This window comes from Streptomyces sp. NPDC102462 (genome assembly GCF_044765425.1).
In the GTDB taxonomy this organism is placed as follows: Bacteria; Actinomycetota; Actinomycetes; order Streptomycetales; family Streptomycetaceae; genus Streptomyces.
Genome location: NZ_JBIWKB010000002.1, coordinates 156,696 through 170,551, shown reverse-complemented (window position 1 = coordinate 170,551; position 13,856 = coordinate 156,696). Strand labels below are relative to the sequence as shown.

Here is a 13,856-nt window from a genome sequence, read left to right as displayed (position 1 = left end):
CTGATGAGCACCAACTCCCGCATCCGCGCCTTCGGTTCGCGTGAGGCCGGCCCCGGCCGCCCCGTCTACATCACCGGCGAGATCGGCATCAACCACAACGGTGACCTCGACAACGCCTTCAAGCTGATCGACGTCGCCGCCGAGGCCGGCTGCGACGCCGTCAAGTTCCAGAAGCGCACCCCGGAGATCTGCACCCCGCGCGACCAGTGGGACATCGAGCGGGACACGCCCTGGGGCCGGATGACCTACATCAACTACCGCCACCGCGTGGAGTTCGGCGAGGACGACTACCGCAAGATCGACGAGTACTGCAAGGAAAAGGGCATCGACTGGTTCGCGTCCCCGTGGGACACCGAGGCCGTCGCCTTCCTCGAGAAGTTCGACGTCCCGGCCCACAAGGTCGCCTCCGCCTCCCTCACGGACGACGAGCTGCTGCGTGCCCTGCGCGCCACCGGCCGCACGGTCATCCTCTCCACCGGCATGTCGACCCCGAAGCAGATCCGGCACGCCGTCGAGGTCCTTGGCAGCGACAACATCCTGCTCTGCCACGCCACCTCCACCTACCCGGCCAAGGCCGAGGAGCTGAACCTGCGCGTGATCAACACGCTGCAGCAGGAGTACCCGAACGTCCCGATCGGCTACTCCGGCCACGAGACCGGCCTGCAGACCACGCTGGCCGCCGTCGCCCTCGGCGCCACGTTCGTCGAGCGCCACATCACCCTGGACCGCGCGATGTGGGGTTCGGACCAGGCCGCCTCGGTGGAGCCGCAGGGCCTGACGCGCCTGGTGCGCGACATCCGGATCATCGAGGCGTCGCTCGGCGACGGCGTCAAGAAGGTCTACGACTCCGAGCTGGGCCCCATGAAGAAGCTGCGCCGGGTCGCCGGCGCCGTGGCCGAGGCGGAGATCGCCGCGGCGGCGGGCGAGCCGGTCACCGTCTGACCCTGCCCGAGCCCGCCTTGGTCCCCTGCCGAACGCCTCACGGGACGGTCGTACGACGATGAACCGACGCGCCGGGAACGCCGGCCCCAGCCTTCGCACCCTCGCCTTCGTGGAGAGCCCGGTACAGCTGCTGAACGTACTGGAGTGGGCGCACACCCATGCCCTGCGCGGAGCGGCCGGGGCGCGGGCGTCCGGCGCGCCGGCGCCGGCGTCCTTCCCGTCCGTACCGCCGCAGGTACGACGCACTCCGCACGGCGACGCGCCGCCGACCGGGTCGGAGCGGACCGGTGTGGTGCCGCCCGGGTCGGAGCCGGTCGGTGTTGTGCCGTCCGGTGTGGTGCCGACCGGGGTGATGCCGTCCGGGTCGGAGTCGATCGGCGCGCTGTCCTCCGGTGTCGTGCCGTCTGGGCCGGTGCCGACTGGTGTGCTGCCGTCCGGGGCGGAGCTGACCCTTGTCGTGCTGTCCCCGACCGACCCGATGACCCGCGGGCAGCTGCGGCGCATGGCGGACCTGGCCCGGGACGAGGGGTACGAGGTGCGCTGGGAGGAGGCGCGGGGCGGTACGACCGCGCCCTTCCAGACCATCGGCGGCCTCGCCGGTGCGCTGCGCCGGGCGGACCGGATCGTCATGGGCGACCCGTTCTCCCGCTACGTACAGCTGCTGCTGACCATCACCAGGGCGCGCGACCTGGTCGTGGTCGACGACGGCACGGCGACGATGGAGTTCGTCGCCCAGCTCGCGCGCGGCGAGCGGCTGGTCCGCTGGCACCGCAAGGGCGGCCGGCCGGGGCCGCGCGACCTGCTGTTCGCCCCGGTCTCCTCCTCGGCCCGGCGCCGGCTGACACCGAGGGCCGGGCGCCGGGTGGAGGTGTTCTCGTCCATGCCGGTCGAGGAGACCCCGGACGGCGTCACGATCACCGCCAACGACTTCGGCTGGACCCGGTCCCGGTTCGGCCCGCCCCGCATCACCAAGGGCGCCGACATGGTCGGGACGTCGCTGGTGGAGACCGGCGTCGTGGACGCCGACCGCTATGTGGAGGCCGTCCGCGGTCTCGCCAAGGCGCACGGCGCCGCCCGCTACTTCGCGCACCGCCGTGAGAGCACGGAGAAGCTGCACCGGCTCGCGACCGAGACCGGCCTGGAGATCGTCCGCCCCGACCTCCCGTTGGAGCTGATCGCCCGCCGCGGTCCGATCGGCCGCACGGTCCTGAGCTTCCCGTCCACGGTCGTCCACACCCTGCCGCTGGCCCTGGCCGGCACCGGCGTCCGCGTCGCCGTCTGCGACATCGACCCGACCTGGCTCACCGACCACGCCTCGCCCCGCGCCCAGGGCTTCCTTTCCGGGGTGACAGACACAGCAAAAGACATCCACCGCCTGTCGACGGTGGCCCTGGCCTAGCCCTTCTGTTCCGGGTCACTCCACGGGCGTGCGATAGGTTGCCCGCCATGGCTGACCTCGGACCCGTTGCCTGGCCACCCGCCCCGATCAGGACCGAGCGGCTGGTGCTCCGCGCGTCCGAGGCCCGGGACCGTGCGGCGTTCATCGAGTTGTTCGCCTCACCGGAGGTGGGTGCCTACATCGGTGGCCCTCGACCGCGTGACGAGCTTGAGCGCGCGGTGCCCGAGGTGCCCGGGCGGCGCCCCGGCCTCTTCGTAACCGAACTCGACGGAGCGATGATCGGCATGATCACGCTCGACCGGCGCGACGCGGAGCGCCCGGGTCACGTCCGTCCGGACGCCGCAGAGGCCGAACTCGGCTACATGTTCCTGCCCACGGCATGGGGACGCGGCTACGCCGCCGAGGCGTGCGCGGCGGCACTCGACTGGTGCGCCCACGTGCTCCCCGGCGAACCGGTGGTGCTCTGCACCCAAACCGCCAACGCCCGCGCGATGCGCCTCGCGGCGAACCTGGGCTTCACCGAGGTGGAACGCTTCGAGGAGTTCAACGCCGAACAGTGGTTCGCAGTGCGGTCCCCACACGGCCGCACTGCTGCGCTCGGCGCCCCGATCGGCGGGCCGAGAGACAACGACCCGGATGCCCCGGCGGCACGCCGATGACACGGCGACCGCCTGTAACGTGTCTGCTGCGACGAAACGGTCGTTGACCGACCGCCCACGCAAGGGCACTGGGCCTGCAACAGCCGTATGCCGCGGGCGTCTTGCGCCACCATCACTCTTTTCGGGGTATTGGGGGAATCCGGACATGTCCAACGGGGATCTCGTCCTGAGTCTGGCCGGGCTGGACACCTTGGCGGCCCAACTGCGGTCGATCAAGAAGCGTATGGACGACACCGGCCAGGTCGACCGCAAGCTGGGTCACGGAGAGCTGGGCTCCAGTGCGGCGTTCGACGCCATGGACGATTTCATGCGCGGCTGGAAGGACGGCCGCAAGGAGATCGACGCCGGCCTCGACGGTGTGGCGAAGATGGCGCAGGAGATCGTCGACAAGATGACCGAGCTGGACGTCGAGCTCAGGAAAGCCCTCCGCAACCACGAAAAGGAGGGCAACCGTGGAAAGTGAGGACTTGGCCGCCGGTCCGTTCGCGGGGCCGGCCCTGGGGACGTCATCGGCATCAACCTCCAGGTCCCCAGTACGTGGTACGAGTTCGATGTCCACCCGGCGACGGTGAACCGTTCGATCCACGAGGCGGTCGCGGCGCGGGTCAGGGAGAAACCGGAGCTGGCCGGGTACCAGGCCGATCTGGTCAGGACCTTGAAGAAGGTGGCCCGCGAAGCCAGGAACAACAACGTCGTCTACTCCGGGTCCATGTGCGAGATCGTCGACGACGAGCCGATGGTGGCCGGCCTCACGGTCAGCGTCAACGAGGCCGTGAACGCGACCACGGGGGAGACCACACCCACCGGTCTCGACACGCTCATGGGTGTGCTGACGCCGATCGCCCCCGGCCGACGGCCCACGGATCCGTGGCGTCGTGTGCGCGAGGTGGATCTGCCTGGGGCGGGCAAGGCGGTACGCACCGAAGGCATCGAGGACATCGAAGTTCCGGACGACAACCGCAGCCATCGCGCGGTGATGATGCAGACCTTCGTACCCTTCCCGAACGGCGGCCCAAAGGTCGCCGTCATCAGCGCCAGCACACCCCAACTCGGCCTTGCCGAGCCGATGCTGGAGCTGTTCGCCCTCATCACCGGCACCTTCCGCTTCGTCTCTCGCGCGGACCTCGACACGGAGGACTGAACTCGATGGCGCGTCCCACCGACTGGTACCACCTCGACCTGCACGACGACCCGACACCCGGGGATCCGCACGAGGTCACACTCCAGGGCCGGCGGTACAAGACCTTCGTCGAGGACGTTTCCACGGTGCTGAAGGGCCTGCGCTCGGCCTCGAAGGACTCCGTCCTCCAGGATGCGGCCGGCAAGGCCATGGACGAGTTCAAGGACCGGATCGGCAGGCTGCCCGGCCAGTTGCAGAAGCTGTACGACTCGTACGACATGGTCGCGGACGCCCTGCTCACCTACGCGGGGAAGCTGGAGCACGCCCAGACGACGGCCGACCACGCGCTCGCCAACGCCCGGACGCTGCGCGGTGACCTCTCCCGGGCACGGTCCCGACTGGCCGGCGCCACCGCGGCGGCGAACCGCGCCAAGTCCGCGCAGGACAAGCTGAGGAATCCCGCGGGCGACGCGCCACCACCGGATGCGGAACAGGTCCGTAAGGCGGCACGCGACGCCCGTCACGCGAACGAGACCCGGGAGGCCACGCAGGGTCAGGTGGACATCCTGAACGCCCAGTTGGCCGAGCTGAAGACGAAGGCGGAGGGCGCCGGCAAGGACCAGGACGAGGCTGCCGAGGAACTGGTCAAGGAGATCCATGCGGCGTCCGACGCCGGGATCCACAACAAGAAGTGGTACGAGAAGGCCGGCGACTGGATCGGGGACGCCTGGACGGTGATCGTGGTCGCCGCCAAGATCTTCGTGGCCGTCGCCGGAATCGTGCTGCTGTTCGTCGGGGGGCCGCTGGTGTGGTTCGTACTGGCGGCGGCCCTGATCGTGCTGGCGGACACCATCGCCGAGTTCGCACGGGGCAAGGCAGGCTGGGGCGATCTGCTCTTCGCCGCGCTGGACTGCATCCCGGTGGTCGGCAAGTTGGCCATGCTGGCGAAGGCAGGCAAGATCATGGCCGGGTTCAAGATGGCGCTGAGGGTCAGGAAGGCGGAGGTCGCCTTTGCCCGCCTGATCAAGGTGTGGCGGATGGGCGAGGACTTCAAGGGCCTTGGCAAGGTCGCCTTCGCGTTCGCCAAGAGCGAGTTGAAGACAACGCTCAAGGACGCCCTGAACGGCGGCTGGGCAGAGATGCGGAGAAACGCGCTGGGCAACCTGACCGGCAATGTCATCGGCGCGGGTGCCGGCTCGCTGGTGAGCAAGGGGCTCGGCAAGCTGCCCAAGCTGATCAACGACAGCAGCCTGACCAACTTGACGCGCAGGCAGTACGCGAACCTCGCCATGACCCTGTCCGGCAAGAACCTGCTGGGCAAGGGGATCATCGGCGGCACCCAGGGCCTCGTGACCAGCGTCACCAGGGCCACCGTCAACACCGCCTTGTTCGGGCAGGAGTTCGACACGACCGGGGCACTGCTGGACACGGTCGGCGGCTACGGCAGCAGCGGCGTCGGGTACCAGCCGGGTATCGCACCCGCCAAGGCCGCCTTCAGCGGCTGAGCTGTCGACGCGCCTCCTCGAACCGGGACATCGCGTTCCTCACCTGCACCCGGAAGTCGATGGCCCCGATGCTGCCGTCCTCCAGAATGTCGATGTGCCCGCTGGGTTCGGTGACGCGCCCGAGATGGGTACGCGCCAATTCCTGCGCGGCCGACCAGAGCGCGTCCGCGACGGCCTCCGGCGTCGACTCGTCGATCTGCGACCAACGATGGCTGGTCGTCAACACCCCGTTCTTCGACTTGAACTTCATGGGCAGCCCGATGTCGGAGGACTTGAACGTGCCGCGGCCCTCCCGCAGCAGCGTTCCCACGCCGTCGAGCAGTTCGTCGAGGGCCGCGAAGAGCACGATTCCCATGCCGCCGCCCGCCTGGCGGGAACTTCTCGTGGTGGCTTTCCCGGAGCTGCCGCTGACATCGAGGTGTCCCAGGAAGGTGCCGTCGCTGACCTCGTCCTGGTCGGTGAGCGGGGTGAACGTGAACTCAGGCATAGGAACCTCGCTTCTGCACGCGGGCCACCTCCCTCGACACCTCAGCCTCAACCGCCCGGGTCGCGATTGCGGCCGCGGACGAGGGGTGGGCCGTCTCCGCAGCGTCCGACGCTACCAGTGCGGCCTGAAGACACTCTCGGCGAGGAGCGAGTGATGCGAGGTTGGGGGTGCGGCCGGGGCGGTCACACGGGGGTGTGGCCCTCCAGGTAGGTGCGTACTGCCTGGGGGAGTGGGGTGTTGGTGGTTTCTGTGAACGGGGTCCAGCGGATGTCTTCCGGTGCGAGGCGGGCGCCGTCCGACGGGGACTCGGTCAGCAGTTGGCACACCACGGCGGACACCGGGTCCTGCGGCTCCAGAGTCTGGGAGCCGTCCACGAGGTAGCCGGTCAGTTCGTAGACGACGCGGGCCGCGGTGGCCTCGGCCGTCTCGGCCGGTTCGGGGGTGCCCGAGGGCAGTCCCCAGCCGTCCGGCCGTCGCACCAGCAGCAGCCGGCCGTCGTAGCCGACGACCGCCTCCACCGTGCCCGCGGCAGCCCGCTCCAGCGTCATGGCTCGACCGTCCCTTCCCCCGGCGCCGTCCCGGCCGCCCGCGGCCGGCGAGAGCCGTACGACCGGGTGCTGCACGCCTACCCGGGCCCACCCGGAGAAACGCATGCGCGGCCGCCCGAAAATAGTAGCCATGGATATAGTAGCCATGTACTCTATCGAGCCATGAGCAAGGGTTCACCGGGCCCCACGCCCGGATTCCTGGTGTGGCGGCTCGCCAACAAGTGGCGCGTCGCGGTCGATCGCGCGGTGGCTCCGCTGGGCCTCACCCACGCCCAGTACTCACTGGTCGCCTCGCTGTACGGCATGCAGCGCGCCGGGGAACGGCCCAGTCAGCGCCGGCTCGCCGACCACACCGGCCTGGAGGCGCTGTACGTCTCGAAGCTCGCGCGCGCCCTGGAATCGGCCGGCCTGATCGAGCGCACCCGCGATCCCCGCGACCCGCGCGCCGTACAACTCGCCCTCACCGAACGGGGCCTGACCGTCACACGGCAGGCCATCGAGGTGGTCCAGGAACTGCTACAGCAGTTGCTCGAACCGCTCGGCGGCCTCGACGCCCCGCGGACACGCGCGTTCACCGACGAGCTGAGGACCCTGCTCGACGCACCTCTCGCCCCACCCGTACCGAACGACGAGAGCAGTCAGGGGACACCACCATGACCACGCCCACCTCCAGCACCGCACCGGCCGCCGACCCCCGGGCCCTCGCCCTGGCCCACTACGCGGCCCGCGGCGTCCTGGAGCACGTCCTGGCCCGGCACGGCATCACCTTCCAGCAGCAGATCGCGCTGCGCGCCGCCGTCACCGCCGACGCGCCGCAGACTCCGGACGCCCTCGTCACCCAGGTCCGGGACCTGCTCAAGGCCGACCCGGACGACATCCGGGCCACCCTGGACGAACTGGTGACCAAGGGGCTGCTCGTCGCGGACGGCGCGCACCTTCGCCCCACGGCCGCGGGGCGCGAGCTGATCCCCGCGGTCAGCGCGGAGACCGCCCCCATCACCGCCCGCATCTGGGGCGGCATCCCCGCCGAGGACCTGACCGCGGCCGGCCGCGTCCTCGCCCTCGTCAAGGACCGCGCCAACACGGAACTGGCGGCGCTGACAGCTTCCGGGTGATGTGCGGTAGCCCGCGAGGGTCAGTGATGAGCTCGGGCGGGGGCGAAGAGAGTGAGCCAAGTCGGGGTGAAAGTTCTCCTGCGGACCGAACCTTCCGCGGGTATTGCGCATCTTCCGGTGCGTAGGCGCGCACTGACCTCGCGCGCCGATTCGTATGCGAGGGGAACCCGAAACTTCATGAACAGCAAGCTGACCGCCGTGGCCCTTGCGGCCGTCGTCGTCGCCGGCACTGCCGCTGCCGCCGTTCCGGCCTCGGCCGCCGCCAAGGCCCAGCCGACCCGCTGCCACACCGCCGACCTGAAGGCCGGCTTTGCCCTGGGGGATGACGCGAAGCCGGAGATGGATCAGACCACCAAGCAGACCCAGGCGTACATCTGGTTCACGAACCAGAGCAAGCGCACCTGCACCCTGTCCGGCTTCGCCGGTGTCGACATGGTCGGTGCTCAGAAGACCGACGGCACGTGGTCGCTGGCGCGCTCCTCCAAGAAGCCCGTGAAGATGACCCTGAAGCAGGGGGACACGGTGGACTTCAGCATCACCCTGCTCCCGGTGGCCAAGTCGACGCCGCAGAAGGAGAAGTTCGTTCCGGCCAAGTTCCTGGTCACCCCGCCGAACGAGACGAAGCACTTCACCCTGAAGTGGCCGTTCGGCGGCCAGATCCTCAAGCAGGACGCCGCCACCCACCCGGCCACCTACCTCAACCCGGTCGGCCTGTAGCAACTGGGCAGCCTCTGAGCCTTCCTTCAGCGCCGCAGGTGGCCACCGCAGGACTCCCGGAAGTCTGCTCCAGGCGGCCCGCGGCGTCCAGGAGCACGTCAGTGCGGCATGCCCACCGAGCCCGCCAACATGGACTCGCGGCGCTGACCACTCTCCGTGATGTGTGCTTGCTCGCGTGGGTCAGTGGCGGGACTGGTCCTTCAAACCCTCAACGAAGGCGGCGAAGGCGGGGGCGGGGAAGGTGAGTACGGCTCTGGTGGGGGTCTTCGAGTCGCGGACGGCTATGTGGGTGTGGCCGTTGAAGACCTCCACACAGGCGTCGCCTTGGCCGCCGCCGGAGTGGGACGACTTCTTCCACGAGGTTAGGGTGCTCATGCCGGTCCTCACAGTGCTCGCGGAGATCAGCGGTGGGGATGTTCCTTCAGGCCCTCGATGAATACCGTGAAGGCGCGGGTGGGGAAGGTGAGGGCGGCTCTGTTGGGGGTCTTGGAGTCGCGCACCGAGGTGTTGAAGGGTGACTGGGCTATCTCCACACAGGCGTTGCCGTCGCCGCCACCGGAGTAGGACGACTTGCGCCAGTGGTCGCGGTTGGTCATGTGTGCCTCACAGTTCCTTCGCCAGTCTGTGGATGAAGTCACGCGACCGGTCGGGGTCGAGTGACACTGGCTCCACTCTACGGAAATGCCTTCGGGTCTCTGCGGCAATGCCACCGCTCGTGAAATCCCGCTGATCTCAACGGAGTTGATCCCGCATGCCCGAGACCTGGGACTACACCCTCTACATCCCCAACGACCTCAGAGCCGTCACGGTGTGCCGCCGTACTCTCCGCCTGATCTTCACCCTGCACGGGCTGATCGGCCTCGTGGACACCGCGGAGCTGCTGGCCGCAGAGCTGGTCTCCAATGCCGTACGGCATACGAAGGGGCCCGCCGCGCTCCGGGTGCGCCGCTCCCCGGAGGGCGTGGTGTGGATCGGCGCCTGGGACACGGACCCCGAGCCGCCACCTCCACCGCAATTGCTCGGCCGCGCCACCGAGTTGGAGCAGGGGCGAGGGCTCCCCCTGGTGACGGCCTGCGCCGACTACTGGGGCTGGCGGCCCTCGGCCCGATTCGGGGAGCGGGGGAAATATGTGTGGTGCGAACTTGCGGTGGCCTGAGCTGGCACAGGGTGAGCACACCGGGCTGGTGGATCCGGGCCCGGTCGGTGTGGCCTGCGTGCAGGCGGAAGCCGTACGAATGCGGGCCCGCCGTACCGGCGGGCGGTGATCGTCGACATGTGTCGTGTCTGCGAGGAGACGAACGCCGGCCTGGGCGCCACCGTCTACCTCGGTCATGAGGAGGCCGCCAGCGGGCCGGGCTGGGCGTACTGGGCGCATCCCGACTGCGCCGAGCTGGTGCCTGCGGGCTTCGCCTCCGTCGCCGTGGCCTGTGCCCGGGCGAGGGCCGTGTACATGCAGTCCCGGATGCAGAAGTCACGGTGAACGCTGCCGTGAACCGCCCTGGTGGGATCGATGTCTGGGGGACGGATCCGGAACCGCCGCCTCGAACCCCAAGCGCGGCCCGTCCAAACGGAGTTGTCCGCGAAATCCCCCGGAAGTGTCCGTGGTCGGTAACAGACGCATCCCCCGGCCGCCGTCCGTCGTCCTGTCATGTGGTCGGAAGGCGGCCAACGGCCGGCGAGTAACTGCGGGAAGGCGGGGCGGGCATGACACGGCACGGCGCGAAGCGGGGCTGGTACGGCAAGGTGCTCGGGGCGGCGCTCGGGGTGACGGTGCTGGCCGCCGGCGCCTCGGTATGGACCGCGCAGGCCGGTGCCGTCGGCAGCCCGTCGCCGCGTGCCACCGCATCGGCCACACCGGGCGGTGACGTCACGCCGGTGGAGGTGAGCATCGCGCACGCCTCGGACAAGGGGGAGCGGGGCGTCAACATCACCATCGACGACGGCCCCGACCCGGTGTGGACCCCTCAAGTGCTCGACCTGCTGCGGGAGTACGGGGTGAAGGCCACGTTCTGCATGGTGGGGACGCAGGCGCAGGCCCACCCGGACCTGGTGAAGAAGGTGGTGGCCGACGGTCACCGGCTGTGCGACCACACGGTGTCGCACGACACCACCATGGACACCAAGTCCCAGGCGTACCAGTCGCAGCAGATCCTCGACGCCGAACGCATGATCACCGAGGCGTCCGGGGGCGTCCGGCCGGTGTACTACCGGGCGCCCGGCGGGGCCTTCACCCCCTACAGCCGCAAACTGGCCGCCTCCCGGGGCATGCGCCCGCTGGGCTGGAACGTGGACACCGAGGACTTCGAGTTGCCGGGCACGGACGCCATCGTCGCCACCGTCGAGCGGGAACTGCCCAACGGGCCGACGCTCCTCTTCCACGACGCGGGCGGCGACCGCTCCCAGACCGTCGAGGCCCTGCGCCGCATCCTCCCCTGGCTCAAGAACCAGGGCCGCACCTTCGGCTTCCCAGTACGCTGAGCCCCAACCCCACGAGCTACGTCCCCCGGTCTGGGGGCTACGTCCCCGGTCTTGGGGCGGGCCCTGCGGGCTACGTCCCCCGGGCCCCGCCGACTGCGCCTCCCGGCGTGGCCGGCAACGCCACCCCCCGGTGTGCGGGCTGCGCCTCCGGGCCTCGCCGGCTACGCCACCCCCGGTGTGCGGGCTGGCCCTCCGGGCCTCGCGGGCTGCGCCCCCGGCCTCGCCGACTGCGCCTCCGGGCCCCGCGGGGCTACGTCCCCGGTCTTGGGGGCTACAACTCCCGGCCTCGCGGGCTACGCTCCCTGGCCCCGCCTGCTACGCCACCCCCAGGCTTGCGGGCTGCGCCCCCGGCCTCGGGGGCTGCGCCCCCCGGCTCCGCCGACTGCGCCTCTCGGTCTCGCGGGCTACGCTCCCCGGCCTCGCCGACTGCGCCTCCCGGCCCCGCCGGCTACGCCCCCTGGTGTGCGGGCTGCGCCTCCCGGCCCTGCGGGCTGCGCCCCCCAGCCCTGCGGACCACGTCCCCCGGCCCCGTCGGCTGCGCCGCCCGGCTACGCCACCCCCGGTTTGCGGGCCAGGATGAAGGCTCGGGGGAGTTTCTGGTCGGCCTCGGGCTCGCGCAGGACGCGGGCGTGGGGCTCCAGTCCCGCCGCCGTGAGCAGACCGCAGACGGTCTCCGGCGTACGCCAGTGACAGTCGAGCGAGATCTCGTGGCCGAAGCGCTCGCTCAGGTGCGTACGGGAGTCGGCGTCGCCGGACTGGAAGCCCAGCAGCACCTGGCCGCCCGGCACCAGCGTGCGGTGGATCTCAGCGAACGCGGTCGGCAGGTGGTCGTCGGGCACATGGATCGTGGAGTAGAGCGCGAGCGCGCCGCCGAGGGTCCCGTCCGGCAGGTCGAGGCGGGTCATGGAGCCGACGTGGAAGCGGAGGCCGGGATGTGCCTCACGGGCCAGCGCGACCATGCGCGGGGAGATGTCGATCCCGAACACCGGCACGCCCAGCGCGTGCAGCCGGGCGGTGACGTGTCCGGGGCCGCTGCCGAGGTCGGCGACCGGGGCGGGGCCGTTCGCCCGCACCAGTTCGGCGAAGGCGGTGAGCAGCGCCACGTCCAGCGGGCTCTCCGAGAGCCCGTCGGGGACGCGGGCCGTGTAGTCCCGGGCGATGGTGTCGTAGGCGGAACGGGTGGCCTGGAGGAAATCCGGGGTGGGATCGGTCACGTCGGCGCAGGCTACCGGCGCCGGCACCCGCCGCGCGGAGGTTTCGGTGGGTGGACGCCCCGACCCCGGGGAGGCCGGACATGGTATCCGTGGAGGGAGCAACCGTTGGGTTCATGATCGACACGGTCGGCGGACGGGCGAGTTTACCCACCTTTGTCGACGGCTATGCGGCCAGTGGTCAGATTTTCTTCGCCTAACGGGCTGAAGTTTTGTTGATCGAGGGGTAGTTGACCGGCCGGTCGGCATACCCTTCAGAGGGTGAACCAACTGATGTCCACAGAGTCCGAGGCCGATCTTCCCGAGGATGCCGTGCTCCCCGGCACGCTGAGCGAGGCGCTCTACGCCGAGCTGGTGGCGTTCCGGCGCGACCTGCACATGCACCCCGAACTCGGCAACCAGGAGTTCCGTACGACCGCGGCGATCAAGGCCCGGCTCGAACAGGTCGGGCTCGAACCCCGCGTCCTGCCCCTCGGAACCGGTCTCGTCTGTGACATCGGCGTGCCGGAGGCAGCCGCCCCCGCCCCCACTCTTGGCTCCGGGCACACCCCCGGCTCCCTCCTCGCCCTGCGCGCCGACATCGACGCCCTGCCCATCCCGGACACCAAGAGCGAGTGCGCCTACCGGTCCACCGTGCCGGACCGCGCCCACGCCTGCGGGCACGACGTGCACACCACCGTGGTGCTGGGCACCGGCCTGGTCCTCGCCGAGCTGCACCGGCAGGGCCTGCTGCCGCGGCCCGTCCGGCTGATCTTCCAGCCCGCCGAGGAGGTGCTGCCCGGCGGCGCCGCCGACGCCGTCGAGTCCGGCGTGCTCGACGGGGTGGGGCGGATCATCGCCGTGCACTGCGACCCGCGGGTGGACGCCGGCCGGATCGGGCTGCGCCAGGGCGCGATCACCAGCGCCTGCGACCGGCTGGAAGTGGCCCTCGACGGGCCCGGTGGACACACCGCCCGGCCGCATCTCACCACCGACCTGGTGACCGCCGCGGCCCGGGTCGCCGTCGACGTGCCCGCGCTGGTGGCCCGGCGGGTGGACAGCCGCGGCGGGCTCGCCGTGACCTGGGGGCGGATCGAGTCGGGGCACGCGCCGAACGTGATCCCGCAGCACGCCGAGCTGTCGGGCACCGTGCGCTGCCTGGACCTCGCGGCCTGGCGGTCGGCCCCGGACGTGGTGCACGCCGCCATCGACGAGGTCGCCACCCTGCACCGGGCGAAGTCGGAGATCACCTATGTGCGCGGGGTGCCGCCCGTCGTCAACGACCCGGCGGTGACCGAACTGCTGCGGGACGCCATGATCGCGCGGCGCGGCGCGGAGTCCGTCGAGGGCACCGAGCAGAGCCTGGGCGGCGAGGACTTCTCCTGGTACCTGGAGCACGTGCCGGGCGCCATGGCCCGGCTCGGTGTGCGGCCGCCCGGGGAGCGCCAGGTGCGCGATCTGCACCAGGGCGACTTCGACGTGGACGAGTACGCCATCGCGGTGGGCGTGGAGCTGTTCACCGCCGCCGCCCTGCTCGACGCGGGACGGTAGCGCCGCGGACCGAAGGGGTGCCGGATCGGTGCCCCTTCGTCCCCTTGTGTCACCCGGGCGTAACCGGTGAAGCGTGGTGGTAACCCGGGGGCGGCACGAATCGATAACGGCCGGGTGCAATCCCGTTCCCCTCCCCTTCTACGCG

18 protein-coding genes and 1 pseudogene are annotated in these 13,856 nt (G+C 70.6%); 13 read left to right on the top strand and 6 right to left on the bottom strand.

Going from position 1 to position 13,856, the window contains the following annotated elements; translation table 11 throughout:
* The first annotated feature begins 3 nt into the window (after positions 1-3).
* From ACIRFL_RS02955 to ACIRFL_RS02930, 6 genes are all read left to right on the top strand, one after another.
* Positions 4-942, top strand: coding sequence for an N-acetylneuraminate synthase family protein (locus tag ACIRFL_RS02955; protein WP_404023375.1), 939 nt, complete (start codon positions 4-6; stop codon positions 940-942).
* Positions 943-1,000: 58 nt separating this feature from the next.
* On the top strand, positions 1,001-2,341 hold the full coding sequence (locus ACIRFL_RS02950) for a hypothetical protein (RefSeq protein WP_404023374.1): 1,341 nt from the start codon (positions 1,001-1,003) through the stop codon (positions 2,339-2,341).
* A gap of 47 nt (positions 2,342-2,388) precedes the next feature.
* A complete protein-coding gene (locus tag ACIRFL_RS02945) occupies positions 2,389-3,000 on the top strand; it encodes a GNAT family N-acetyltransferase (protein WP_404023372.1) in 612 nt (203 codons plus the stop codon).
* A 145-nt stretch (positions 3,001-3,145) separates the two neighbouring features.
* Positions 3,146-3,463 carry a hypothetical protein gene (locus ACIRFL_RS02940; protein WP_404023370.1) on the top strand — a complete coding sequence of 106 codons (318 nt, stop codon included), beginning with the start codon at positions 3,146-3,148 and terminating at the stop codon, positions 3,461-3,463.
* Between the two features lie 105 nt (positions 3,464-3,568).
* The gene (locus tag ACIRFL_RS02935) at positions 3,569-4,141 is read left to right on the top strand and encodes a hypothetical protein (RefSeq protein ID WP_404023368.1); all 573 of its coding nucleotides are present in this window, start codon (positions 3,569-3,571) and stop codon (positions 4,139-4,141) included.
* A gap of 5 nt (positions 4,142-4,146) precedes the next feature.
* Positions 4,147-5,625 (top strand): putative T7SS-secreted protein, encoded by a 1,479-nt coding sequence (locus ACIRFL_RS02930; RefSeq protein ID WP_404023367.1) that lies wholly within the window; start codon positions 4,147-4,149, stop codon positions 5,623-5,625.
* Here the strand turns inward: ACIRFL_RS02930 and ACIRFL_RS02925 are convergent.
* Together ACIRFL_RS02925 and ACIRFL_RS02920 are read right to left on the bottom strand one after the other, a co-directional pair.
* A complete protein-coding gene (locus ACIRFL_RS02925) occupies positions 5,615-6,112 on the bottom strand; it encodes a hypothetical protein (RefSeq protein WP_404023365.1) in 498 nt (165 codons plus the stop codon). The two genes, ACIRFL_RS02930 and ACIRFL_RS02925, sit on opposite strands and share 11 nt — an antisense overlap.
* Positions 6,113-6,294: 182 nt before the next feature.
* Positions 6,295-6,660, bottom strand: a complete 366-nt coding sequence (locus ACIRFL_RS02920) for an NUDIX domain-containing protein (protein ID WP_404023364.1) — start codon at positions 6,658-6,660, stop codon at positions 6,295-6,297.
* 162 nt (positions 6,661-6,822) lie between these two features.
* Between ACIRFL_RS02920 and ACIRFL_RS02915 the strand changes: the two genes are divergently transcribed.
* From ACIRFL_RS02915 to ACIRFL_RS02905, 3 genes are all read left to right on the top strand, one after another.
* Positions 6,823-7,317 carry a MarR family winged helix-turn-helix transcriptional regulator gene (locus tag ACIRFL_RS02915; RefSeq protein ID WP_404023362.1) on the top strand — a complete coding sequence of 165 codons (495 nt, stop codon included), beginning with the start codon at positions 6,823-6,825 and terminating at the stop codon, positions 7,315-7,317.
* Positions 7,314-7,775: a MarR family transcriptional regulator gene (locus ACIRFL_RS02910; protein WP_404023361.1), complete on the top strand. Its 462-nt coding sequence runs from the start codon at positions 7,314-7,316 to the stop codon at positions 7,773-7,775. Before ACIRFL_RS02915 ends, ACIRFL_RS02910 begins: the two co-directional genes overlap by 4 nt.
* A 177-nt stretch (positions 7,776-7,952) precedes the next feature.
* Positions 7,953-8,492, top strand: coding sequence for a DUF4232 domain-containing protein (locus tag ACIRFL_RS02905; RefSeq protein ID WP_404023359.1), 540 nt, complete (start codon positions 7,953-7,955; stop codon positions 8,490-8,492).
* 180 nt (positions 8,493-8,672) lie between these two features.
* Here the strand turns inward: ACIRFL_RS02905 and ACIRFL_RS02900 are convergent, their stop codons facing one another.
* The 3 genes and pseudogenes from ACIRFL_RS02900 to ACIRFL_RS02890 form a co-directional block, all read right to left on the bottom strand.
* On the bottom strand, positions 8,673-8,867 hold the full coding sequence (locus ACIRFL_RS02900) for a DUF397 domain-containing protein (protein ID WP_404023358.1): 195 nt from the start codon (positions 8,865-8,867) through the stop codon (positions 8,673-8,675).
* A 26-nt stretch (positions 8,868-8,893) separates the two neighbouring features.
* Positions 8,894-9,088 carry a DUF397 domain-containing protein gene (locus ACIRFL_RS02895; RefSeq protein ID WP_404023357.1) on the bottom strand — a complete coding sequence of 65 codons (195 nt, stop codon included), beginning with the start codon at positions 9,086-9,088 and terminating at the stop codon, positions 8,894-8,896.
* 7 nt (positions 9,089-9,095) lie between these two features.
* A pseudogene (locus tag ACIRFL_RS02890) lies at positions 9,096-9,182 on the bottom strand (transcriptional regulator); the annotation flags it as partial.
* A 61-nt stretch (positions 9,183-9,243) separates the two neighbouring features.
* Between ACIRFL_RS02890 and ACIRFL_RS02885 the strand changes: the two are divergent.
* The 3 genes from ACIRFL_RS02885 (at position 9,244) to ACIRFL_RS02875 (ending at position 10,970) form a co-directional block, all read left to right on the top strand.
* Positions 9,244-9,648, top strand: coding sequence for an ATP-binding protein (locus ACIRFL_RS02885; RefSeq protein WP_404023356.1), 405 nt, complete (start codon positions 9,244-9,246; stop codon positions 9,646-9,648).
* A 105-nt stretch (positions 9,649-9,753) separates the two neighbouring features.
* Positions 9,754-9,972, top strand: coding sequence for a hypothetical protein (locus ACIRFL_RS02880; protein ID WP_404023355.1), 219 nt, complete (start codon positions 9,754-9,756; stop codon positions 9,970-9,972).
* A 224-nt stretch (positions 9,973-10,196) separates the two neighbouring features.
* The gene (locus tag ACIRFL_RS02875; protein WP_404023353.1) at positions 10,197-10,970 is read left to right on the top strand and encodes a polysaccharide deacetylase family protein; all 774 of its coding nucleotides are present in this window, start codon (positions 10,197-10,199) and stop codon (positions 10,968-10,970) included.
* Between the two features lie 548 nt (positions 10,971-11,518).
* Here ACIRFL_RS02875 and ACIRFL_RS02870 read toward each other — a convergent pair.
* Positions 11,519-12,184 carry a class I SAM-dependent methyltransferase gene (locus ACIRFL_RS02870; RefSeq protein WP_404023352.1) on the bottom strand — a complete coding sequence of 222 codons (666 nt, stop codon included), beginning with the start codon at positions 12,182-12,184 and terminating at the stop codon, positions 11,519-11,521.
* A gap of 270 nt (positions 12,185-12,454) precedes the next feature.
* Here ACIRFL_RS02870 and ACIRFL_RS02865 point away from each other — a divergent pair, with 270 nt between their 5' ends.
* Positions 12,455-13,711, top strand: a complete 1,257-nt coding sequence (locus ACIRFL_RS02865) for an amidohydrolase (protein WP_404023350.1) — start codon at positions 12,455-12,457, stop codon at positions 13,709-13,711.
* Positions 13,712-13,856: the final 145 nt, after the last annotated feature.

What these genes read in the sequence shown, in the direction of transcription:
- ACIRFL_RS02955 (WP_404023375.1), top strand. Translation starts at nt 4, where the DNA reads ATGAGCACCAACTCCCGCATCCGCGCCTTCGGTTCGCGTGAGGCCGGC.
- ACIRFL_RS02950 (WP_404023374.1), top strand. Translation starts at nt 1,001, where the DNA reads ATGAACCGACGCGCCGGGAACGCCGGCCCCAGCCTTCGCACCCTCGCC.
- ACIRFL_RS02945 (WP_404023372.1), top strand. Translation starts at nt 2,389, where the DNA reads ATGGCTGACCTCGGACCCGTTGCCTGGCCACCCGCCCCGATCAGGACC.
- ACIRFL_RS02940 (WP_404023370.1), top strand. Translation starts at nt 3,146, where the DNA reads ATGTCCAACGGGGATCTCGTCCTGAGTCTGGCCGGGCTGGACACCTTG.
- ACIRFL_RS02930 (WP_404023367.1), top strand. Translation starts at nt 4,147, where the DNA reads ATGGCGCGTCCCACCGACTGGTACCACCTCGACCTGCACGACGACCCG.
- ACIRFL_RS02925 (WP_404023365.1), bottom strand. Translation starts at nt 6,112, where the DNA reads ATGCCTGAGTTCACGTTCACCCCGCTCACCGACCAGGACGAGGTCAGC.
- ACIRFL_RS02920 (WP_404023364.1), bottom strand. Translation starts at nt 6,660, where the DNA reads ATGACGCTGGAGCGGGCTGCCGCGGGCACGGTGGAGGCGGTCGTCGGC.
- ACIRFL_RS02915 (WP_404023362.1), top strand. Translation starts at nt 6,823, where the DNA reads ATGAGCAAGGGTTCACCGGGCCCCACGCCCGGATTCCTGGTGTGGCGG.
- ACIRFL_RS02910 (WP_404023361.1), top strand. Translation starts at nt 7,314, where the DNA reads ATGACCACGCCCACCTCCAGCACCGCACCGGCCGCCGACCCCCGGGCC.
- ACIRFL_RS02905 (WP_404023359.1), top strand. Translation starts at nt 7,953, where the DNA reads ATGAACAGCAAGCTGACCGCCGTGGCCCTTGCGGCCGTCGTCGTCGCC.
- ACIRFL_RS02900 (WP_404023358.1), bottom strand. Translation starts at nt 8,867, where the DNA reads ATGAGCACCCTAACCTCGTGGAAGAAGTCGTCCCACTCCGGCGGCGGC.
- ACIRFL_RS02895 (WP_404023357.1), bottom strand. Translation starts at nt 9,088, where the DNA reads ATGACCAACCGCGACCACTGGCGCAAGTCGTCCTACTCCGGTGGCGGC.
- ACIRFL_RS02885 (WP_404023356.1), top strand. Translation starts at nt 9,244, where the DNA reads ATGCCCGAGACCTGGGACTACACCCTCTACATCCCCAACGACCTCAGA.
- ACIRFL_RS02875 (WP_404023353.1), top strand. Translation starts at nt 10,197, where the DNA reads ATGACACGGCACGGCGCGAAGCGGGGCTGGTACGGCAAGGTGCTCGGG.
- ACIRFL_RS02865 (WP_404023350.1), top strand. Translation starts at nt 12,455, where the DNA reads ATGTCCACAGAGTCCGAGGCCGATCTTCCCGAGGATGCCGTGCTCCCC.